Source organism: Alkalibacterium indicireducens (assembly GCF_039522005.1).
Taxonomy (GTDB): Bacteria; Bacillota; Bacilli; order Lactobacillales; family Carnobacteriaceae_A; genus Alkalibacterium; species Alkalibacterium indicireducens.
This window is the reverse complement of record NZ_BAAADA010000099.1, coordinates 1-7,324: the sequence shown is the minus strand read 5'-3', so window position 1 is coordinate 7,324 and position 7,324 is coordinate 1. Positions and strand designations below refer to the sequence as shown.

Genomic DNA, 7,324 nt, shown 5'->3' with positions numbered 1-7,324 from the left:
TCCGATTGGTATAGTCAGTGGGCCTTCACCACCTTTAATTTTTAGTTTTCATAAAAAATTTGACAGTTCCTCAGTTTTGTGCATCTCAATTCTTTCAATCAAAAAAGCCTCAGGCTCAGCTTAAGAAAGAGATCGTTCTCCTTACATGCTGAGCTTAAAGCTTATAATTTTAATATCTGGTTAATAATTAGTTGAACAGGCCTCTGATTGCTTCCCAGATTTGTCTGAAGAAGTTGCCGATCTGATCGACTAATCCGCTGTCTTCTGCCTGCTGCCAAGCGTCTCCAAAACGATCACGCAAGTTACCGGACAACTGTTCCAGCTGTTGTCTGACTTGAGCTGAATCAATCGCCCCAGTCTGCTGATAGCGTTCAAAGAATGCCAAGAGTCGATCAACCTGATCCTGAGAAATCACAGATTGAAGATTATTGTTTTCCAATGCATCATTGATGATCTGTTCGATTTCTTCCCTCGTAGCCAGTTCATCCTGACGGTCTCGTAGTTCTGCCAACTGCTGCTTGATTTCAACAATTGCCTGATCCAGACGGCTGGAGTCGAATTCCTCTTCACCCGCATTTTCCTGAGCAATCTGATTCGTCGTTTCCAGTTCCTCCTGTGCAACCTTCATACGGTCCTGATCCAGTTCCTCACCGTTTACATCGAACGCTTTAAAAATTCCAGTCAAGGCACTTTCGCCAGTCACCGGGCGGATACTGGCTACCATGATGGTCACATCTTCTACTCCGGCAGTAATGGCTGCATTGCTGTATTGTTCTTCAGTAATCTGAGTGATATTATCCGGGGTTTTGTTGATAACATTGACACCATGTCCTTCATTTTCCCTCTGGACCAGAACAGATGAGATCATGCTGGCCGTATTCCCGGAGCCTGTACCCAGATAGTTCTGAAGGTCTTCACCTGTTACAGCAACGCTGGCTACATTATCCATGCTGTCTATGCCTAAAAGGTCAGCCGTTTCTTCGATCTGGGCATCATTCAACCCGCCGCCATATACATATGTGGGAAGGCCCCATGCTTCGTTGACAACGCTTGTGTCGATGCCTTCAGAAGCCTGTGCAGAAGGCATCATCAGCACAGCTGATGCAGTCAATGCGATACCTGCAGCCATCAGTTTTTTTAATTGTTTCTTCATATTTAATTCTCTCCTTTGTATAACTCATTCAAACAAACTATTTAATCTAGACTACAGTATACCACCAACATAAAAATTTTCCTATGTAATAAAAGCAGCCGCCGGAGAGACCCCAGCAGCCGCTTCAGTCCCAGGAACACGCCGAGAACATTGACCGACTGCACTTTATCGAAATCATTGACATCCTGTTCCCTCATTATCATAAAGGGAAACGTACGCTGATTGTTCCCTTGCTGTCTATCCTTAGACTACGCAGTTTATAGGCTTATAATTTGGTCAGTGCATCACTGATTTCGTCTTTACCAGTGACCAGGTCGAATGCTTTTTTGTAGGTTGCTTCCGTATCAAGACTGGCTGCTATCACTTTAGCCACATCTACTCTAGGGATACTAAAGTCATCTGGTGTACCGATATCAGTACTGGCTGTTACCGTTCCGATTGAGTCTTCGTTTTCCAGCATACCCGGGCGGACGATCGTATGGTTCAGACTTGAATCCATCAGCCACATATCAGCGTAATGCTTGGCAACATAATACGGTTTGATTTCTTCGTTCCATTGATCACGGTCATCTGCTTTAATGGCACTGACCATGACAAACCGGTCGATTCCAGCTGCTTTCGTCGCTTCGACTGTTTTCACTGCCCCATCCAGATCGATCAGCAAGGTCTTGTCTGCACCTGTACTGCCTCCAGAACCGGCAGTAAAGACAACAGCATCGATGTCAGTCATGCGTTCTTTAATTTTGTCGACTGAATCTTCCAGATTACCCAGCCTGGCTTCTACGCCTTTGTCTTCAAACTCCTTCACTTGTTCTTCTTTTCTGACAAAAGCTACTGGTTTATGCTTGCCTTCTTCTTTAAGAATATCGACTAGGTGACGGCCGATCTGACCGTTTGCTCCGACTATCAATACGTTCATTAATATCGCTCCTTTAAATTTTATCTCCAATCTTACCATAACAAAAAGGAAATCATTCTTCCAAAGATAAGCTTACTTTTTGGAAGAAGATTCCCTCATGATTATTTATATTAAGTGATAGGTCAGGCAGGCTGGTTTTTTTGTTGATGGATCCTGAACGATTTGAGCATCGATATCGAAGACGTCTCTCAGCACCCCATTGGTCATAACTTCTGACGGTTTACCCGCTTTGATGATCTTTCCGTCTCTTAACGAGATGAGATAGTCTGAAAAGCGTGATGCATGATTCAGGTCATGCAGAACCATAACGATCGTCTTGTTCTGATCCCGGTTCAGTTTCTCCAGCACCTGAAGCACATCCAGCTGATGCGCCAGATCCAGATAGGTCGTTGGTTCATCGAGCAGCAGGATATCCGTATCCTGAGCAAGGGCCATTGCGATCCAGACGCGCTGGCGTTGTCCACCTGACAAGGCATGCACATAACGGTCCGCGTATTCCAGCAGATTTGTCTCTTTCAGTGCCCAGTGGATCATTTCCCAGTCTTTTCCTGAGAGCTGCCCAAATCCTTTCTGATAAGGCGACCGGCCATAGGATACCAGATCCTTGACTGTCATTTCTTCAGGCGTATGCGGTGACTGAGCCAGTATGGCTATTTTTTTGGCGATACTTTTAGTGGACTGCTGATGGATAGCTTTTCCGTCGAGGAGTACAGACCCGCTTGATGGCTTAAGCAGTCGAGCAATTGTCTTCAGAATCGTCGACTTCCCGCAACCGTTCGGTCCAATGATGCATGTGATTTTTGAATCCGGAATCGTCAGCTCGAGCCCGTCGACGATCAGTTGACGTCCGTACCCGATAGACAAGTCATCTGTAGATATCCGTGACACGCTACCCACCCCTCCTTTACTATTAGTTAATATATTTTACTGCTGCAGGCTGCTGTCAATATGCTCCAGCACCTGCTCGTTAGCTATTGGTCCATAATACAACCAGGCTGACTGCGAGTCAAATGTGTATACATTGTCATTTTCGACAGCAGGTATATTCTGCCACAACCGGTCTTCCATGAGTTCGCTTTCAGCATCTGAGATAAGGAAGAGATGATCAACATCCATTTCAGCCAGCTCCTCTAGTGAAACAGCAGACCAGTCTGCATCATCAGACAGCTGATCTACGACATCAGGAATATCAAACCCCGCATCCCCGTATAGGACAGAGCCACTCGAACGTTCGGGATGAACAACAAACAGACTCGTATCGATCATCCAGATCGCAGCGGCTGACTCACCTTCTGCAGTTTCCTGAACTAGAGACGCTGTTTCCTCAGCCCTGGCATCGTAAGACTCGATAACTGAAGCTGCTTCGTCTTCTCTGTCCAGAACCGTACCGATTTCTCTCATTGTTTCTCTCCAGCTTGTTGGACTGGCATTTAGAACATAAGTCGGTGCAATCAAGTTGTACTGGTCCACCATATCCTGTTCGATCTGATCACGGATAAGAATCAAATCAGGTTCAACTGACATGACGGATTCGTAAGGTAAATCATACGGAATCGTCTGCACATCAGCCAGATCGTCTTGAAGATAAGACTGAACGCCCTCTCCATCATTGATCGACCACTGCGCAACAGGTGTGATGTCAAGTGCTGTAAGGTAGTCTTCAAGATAAGAAGCAAGCACTGCTTCCGGATCTTCCGGGATTTCTACTTCGTTCCCCAGTCCATCTGTCAGAACACGCGGGCCTCCACTTTCCTGTACCTCTTCTGTTGCTTCATCTGTTCCATCAGCCGGATCCAGTTCAGTATCTTCCTCGTTGTTCCCGCAGGCCGCCAGAAGTAAAGTCAGTGATAATGTACCTAAAACTAGTTTTTTCATCATATTTCCTCCATTATTCTTTGATAGTTATTAATAGATAAATAAAGTAAGGGGCACCGATTACAGAGACAATCAGGCCGACAGGTATTTCAGATGGTGCAAGTATTGTACGTGCCAATGTATCGGACAGGACGATCAGAATGGCTCCGGTCACAGCTGATACAGGAATCAGCCGCTGAAACTTTCCTCCGACCAGCCTTCTGGCCAGATGAGGAGCGATCAGGCCGACAAAGGCGATGCCCCCGGCAGCTGATACACTTGCTGCGGAAAGTCCAACGCCTATGGTCAGCAGCTTGATCCGTTCTTTTTCAATCGCTGTGCCTAGTCCTACAGCCATCTCCTCACCGAGCTGCATGACAGACAGCACTCTGGCTTTATACAAAGATAAAGGGATGAATATCAGGATCCACGGAAGCAGTCTCAGGACAGCAGCCCAGGAAGCATTCCAGATTGAGCCTGAGAGCCAGATCAGTGCCCTGTTAAAGTCACTTTCACTCATTCTAAGCTGAACAAGCAGCAGAGCCGCAGAAAAGCCGGCATTTACTCCGATACCGACCAGAACCAGTCGAATCGGCGTGACCCCTTCTTTCCATGCAAGCACATAAATAAGTACGGCAGCTGAGATGCCTCCGATAAATGCTGCAAAAGGCAGGCCAGCATTTAGCCATACGGGTGGCTGATCCTGATTCAAAGTCAGAAGATAAAGGTATAGAACAGCAAAAAATCCTGATCCTGAATGGATGCCGATGATCCCAGGGTCTGCCAGGCTATTCTGAGTGACGCCTTGAAAAATAGCACCAGCCGTAGCCATTCCAGTTCCCACCAGTACGGCCAGTACAATGCGCGGGAGACGGAACTGATACAGGAGAAGCTCATGAGAAGCTGTACCAGCGCCCGTAACTGTCAACCAGATTTCAGTTGGTGTCAAGGCCATATAGCCTGAGGCCAGACTGACCATGACGAGAACGCCTAAAAGACAGATAAGAAAAAGTAAGAGCCATGCACTTCGCTTGAATGCTTTATCTTTATAATAAGAGGATTGCTTTGATTGTTCCATTTCAGCCTCTCCCTTCTTTTCTAGCCAGTAAAAGGAAAAATGGCACCCCGATCAGTGCAGTCAAGGCCCCGACAGGCGTCTCGTAAGGCGGATTGATCGTTCGAGCTGCAATATCTGCAAGAACAAGCAGACCAGCGCCGAAGACAGCAGAGCCTGGTATGACCCATCTGTAGTTCATTCCCATGACTTTTTTCGCAACATGAGGAATGACCAGTCCGACAAATCCGACCGTACCGGCGATCGAGACGGCTGCACCAGTTAAAATCAAGACAACAAGAACTGAAACGAACTTGATCCAGCCAATTCTGATTCCAAGTCCCTTAGCCATCTCCTCTCCAAGCCCCATGATTGTCAGTGACCGAGACAGCGCGAAGGCAGTGATCAGTCCGGCAAATGCCAATATGCCGATCACTCTGACGCTTTCCATTCGAACTCCCGCGACTCCGCCTGCAAACCAGAAGTTGATGTCTCTGGCGACATTGAAATGGATGGCAATAATCGTCGACATGGACTGGAGAAGTGCGCTGACCGCAGCTCCAGCTAGAGCCAGCTTAACGGGAGTCAGTCCACGTTTACTGAAGGAGCCGATAAGAAAAACCATTCCGGTCCCTAATCCTGCTCCAGCAAAAGACCACAGGATCAGTTGCCAGTAACTGGACTGGGGATGAAAAGCAAAAGCAACAGCAATCATGAAAGCTGATCCTGATGTCACCCCCATAATGGACGGTGAGGCCAGCGGATTAAGTGTGAGTGCCTGCATGATAACACCAGACACAGCAAGAAAGGCGCCAACCAGAGCGGCCGCAAGAATACGCGGAATCCTCAGGTCTCTGATGATGACGTGACTCGTACTGCTTGAGTCAAAAGCGGTAAAGGATTCTAATATATCTCGCCACCCGATATCAGAGACTCCTATAGAAATAGAAGCAATCATAATCAGAACCAGCACTACTATACTGGATATTAAAATAAGAGCGGCCGGATGAGGGGCACTCAGTCGCTTCATCAGCCGCTTCTGTGTCTCTTTTTTTGTAAGCTGGTCCTTTCTGATCTGTTCCATAATACGCCCTTTTCTTTTGATTCAATTATTTCGTTCGCGTTTATTTCTCCTGCAGGCCTTTATGAAAAGATGACATGATAACTTCAGGAGTTTCAGCAGGAAGAAGCGTTGACTTGATCTGATTGACTGCATTGATGGCATCCTGGAATGCACCGGCAATCAGCCTGACTTTCCCTTCATAATCAACAATGTCTCCAATAGCATAAATGCCTTCCACGGAGGTCTGCATCTGTGTATTTCCTTCAATATAGTAGTTGTCTTTCAAGTTCAATTTCAGAGTTTTTTCCTGATAGAAATTCGGCTCACTGTCAAACCCGATATTGACGATCAGTTCATCAAGTGACAAAGTAAACAGCTGACCAGTCTGGCTGTTCCTGACTTCTATGGCCTGAATGTCGGTTCCCTGATCGTCAGGTATCAACGTTTCTATTGAAGTATAAGAATGTATTGCCACATTTGATTCTTTCAGTTTTCTAAGCTGAGACTCATGCGCCCGAAAGGTGTCGTTTCTGTGAATCAGATGAAGTTCATCTGCCGTTTCTTTCAGTTCATTGGCCCAGTCGATAGCTGAATTTCCTCCTCCGACAATGACAACTTTTTTTCTTGAGAAGTCTTCTATACGAAAAATTCTGTAATGCAGATTTGTCTGTTCATAATGTGATGCTTTATGCATGGCCAGTTTTCGTGGAGACACTAGACCGCCTCCGACAGCTATGATTACAGACCGGCTGTAGTAGCATGCTCCAGATTCGCTGATCACTTTAAATAAGTTTTCTTTTAATTTTTCAATATTCACTATTTTCTCTTTAAGTATGATTTCCGGATCGAACAAGGTTCCCTGTTCTTTCAGGTAAGACATGACATCTGCCCCGTGTGTAGGAGGCATGCCCCCTATATCCCAGATTCTTTTTTCCGGATAGAAATGAAGCTTCCCACCCAACGTTTCTTTCACTTCAATCAGACGTACAGAGAGATCCCTCATGCCTGCATAAAAGGATGCGTAGAGACCTGCCGGCCCGCCACCTATTATCGTGCAGTCTGTTATTTTTGTATTATCCATTGTAGCCCTCTTCAATAATTGAGAATGATTATCACTTTCATACAAGTTATACCATTCACAAAGTAATGTGTCAAGATGACATCCGCTTAAGACCGGTGCTTTCGTCTTCTTTTCCCCACCCTGGTTTACAATCGAGTAGGAGGTAAATAATTAATTTATTTACCGTCCTCTCACACCACCGTGCGTACGGTTCCGTACAC

Annotated in this window: 7 protein-coding genes; all 7 read right to left on the bottom strand. The window is 46.1% G+C overall.

The genetic code is table 11. The features are described 5' to 3' along the window. Positions 1-187: 187 nt before the first annotated feature. Complete coding sequence (locus tag ABFX15_RS06090) at positions 188-1,153, bottom strand: DUF1002 domain-containing protein (protein ID WP_346024584.1); 966 nt, start codon at positions 1,151-1,153, stop codon at positions 188-190. Between the two features lie 265 nt (positions 1,154-1,418). Next, complete coding sequence (locus tag ABFX15_RS06085; RefSeq protein ID WP_346024583.1) at positions 1,419-2,072, bottom strand: SDR family oxidoreductase; 654 nt, start codon at positions 2,070-2,072, stop codon at positions 1,419-1,421. A 105-nt stretch (positions 2,073-2,177) separates the two neighbouring features. Next, positions 2,178-2,960, bottom strand: a complete 783-nt coding sequence (locus tag ABFX15_RS06080) for an ABC transporter ATP-binding protein (protein ID WP_091265935.1) — start codon at positions 2,958-2,960, stop codon at positions 2,178-2,180. A 36-nt stretch (positions 2,961-2,996) separates the two neighbouring features. Continuing rightward, positions 2,997-3,947 carry an ABC transporter substrate-binding protein gene (locus ABFX15_RS06075; RefSeq protein WP_346024582.1) on the bottom strand — a complete coding sequence of 317 codons (951 nt, stop codon included), beginning with the start codon at positions 3,945-3,947 and terminating at the stop codon, positions 2,997-2,999. 13 nt (positions 3,948-3,960) lie between these two features. Continuing rightward, complete coding sequence (locus ABFX15_RS06070; RefSeq protein ID WP_346024581.1) at positions 3,961-5,004, bottom strand: FecCD family ABC transporter permease; 1,044 nt, start codon at positions 5,002-5,004, stop codon at positions 3,961-3,963. 1 nt (position 5,005) lies between these two features. After that, positions 5,006-6,064, bottom strand: a complete 1,059-nt coding sequence (locus tag ABFX15_RS06065) for a FecCD family ABC transporter permease (RefSeq protein ID WP_346024580.1) — start codon at positions 6,062-6,064, stop codon at positions 5,006-5,008. A 40-nt stretch (positions 6,065-6,104) separates the two neighbouring features. Next, positions 6,105-7,124 carry an NAD(P)/FAD-dependent oxidoreductase gene (locus ABFX15_RS06060; protein ID WP_346024579.1) on the bottom strand — a complete coding sequence of 340 codons (1,020 nt, stop codon included), beginning with the start codon at positions 7,122-7,124 and terminating at the stop codon, positions 6,105-6,107. Between the last annotated feature and the right edge of the window lie 200 nt (positions 7,125-7,324).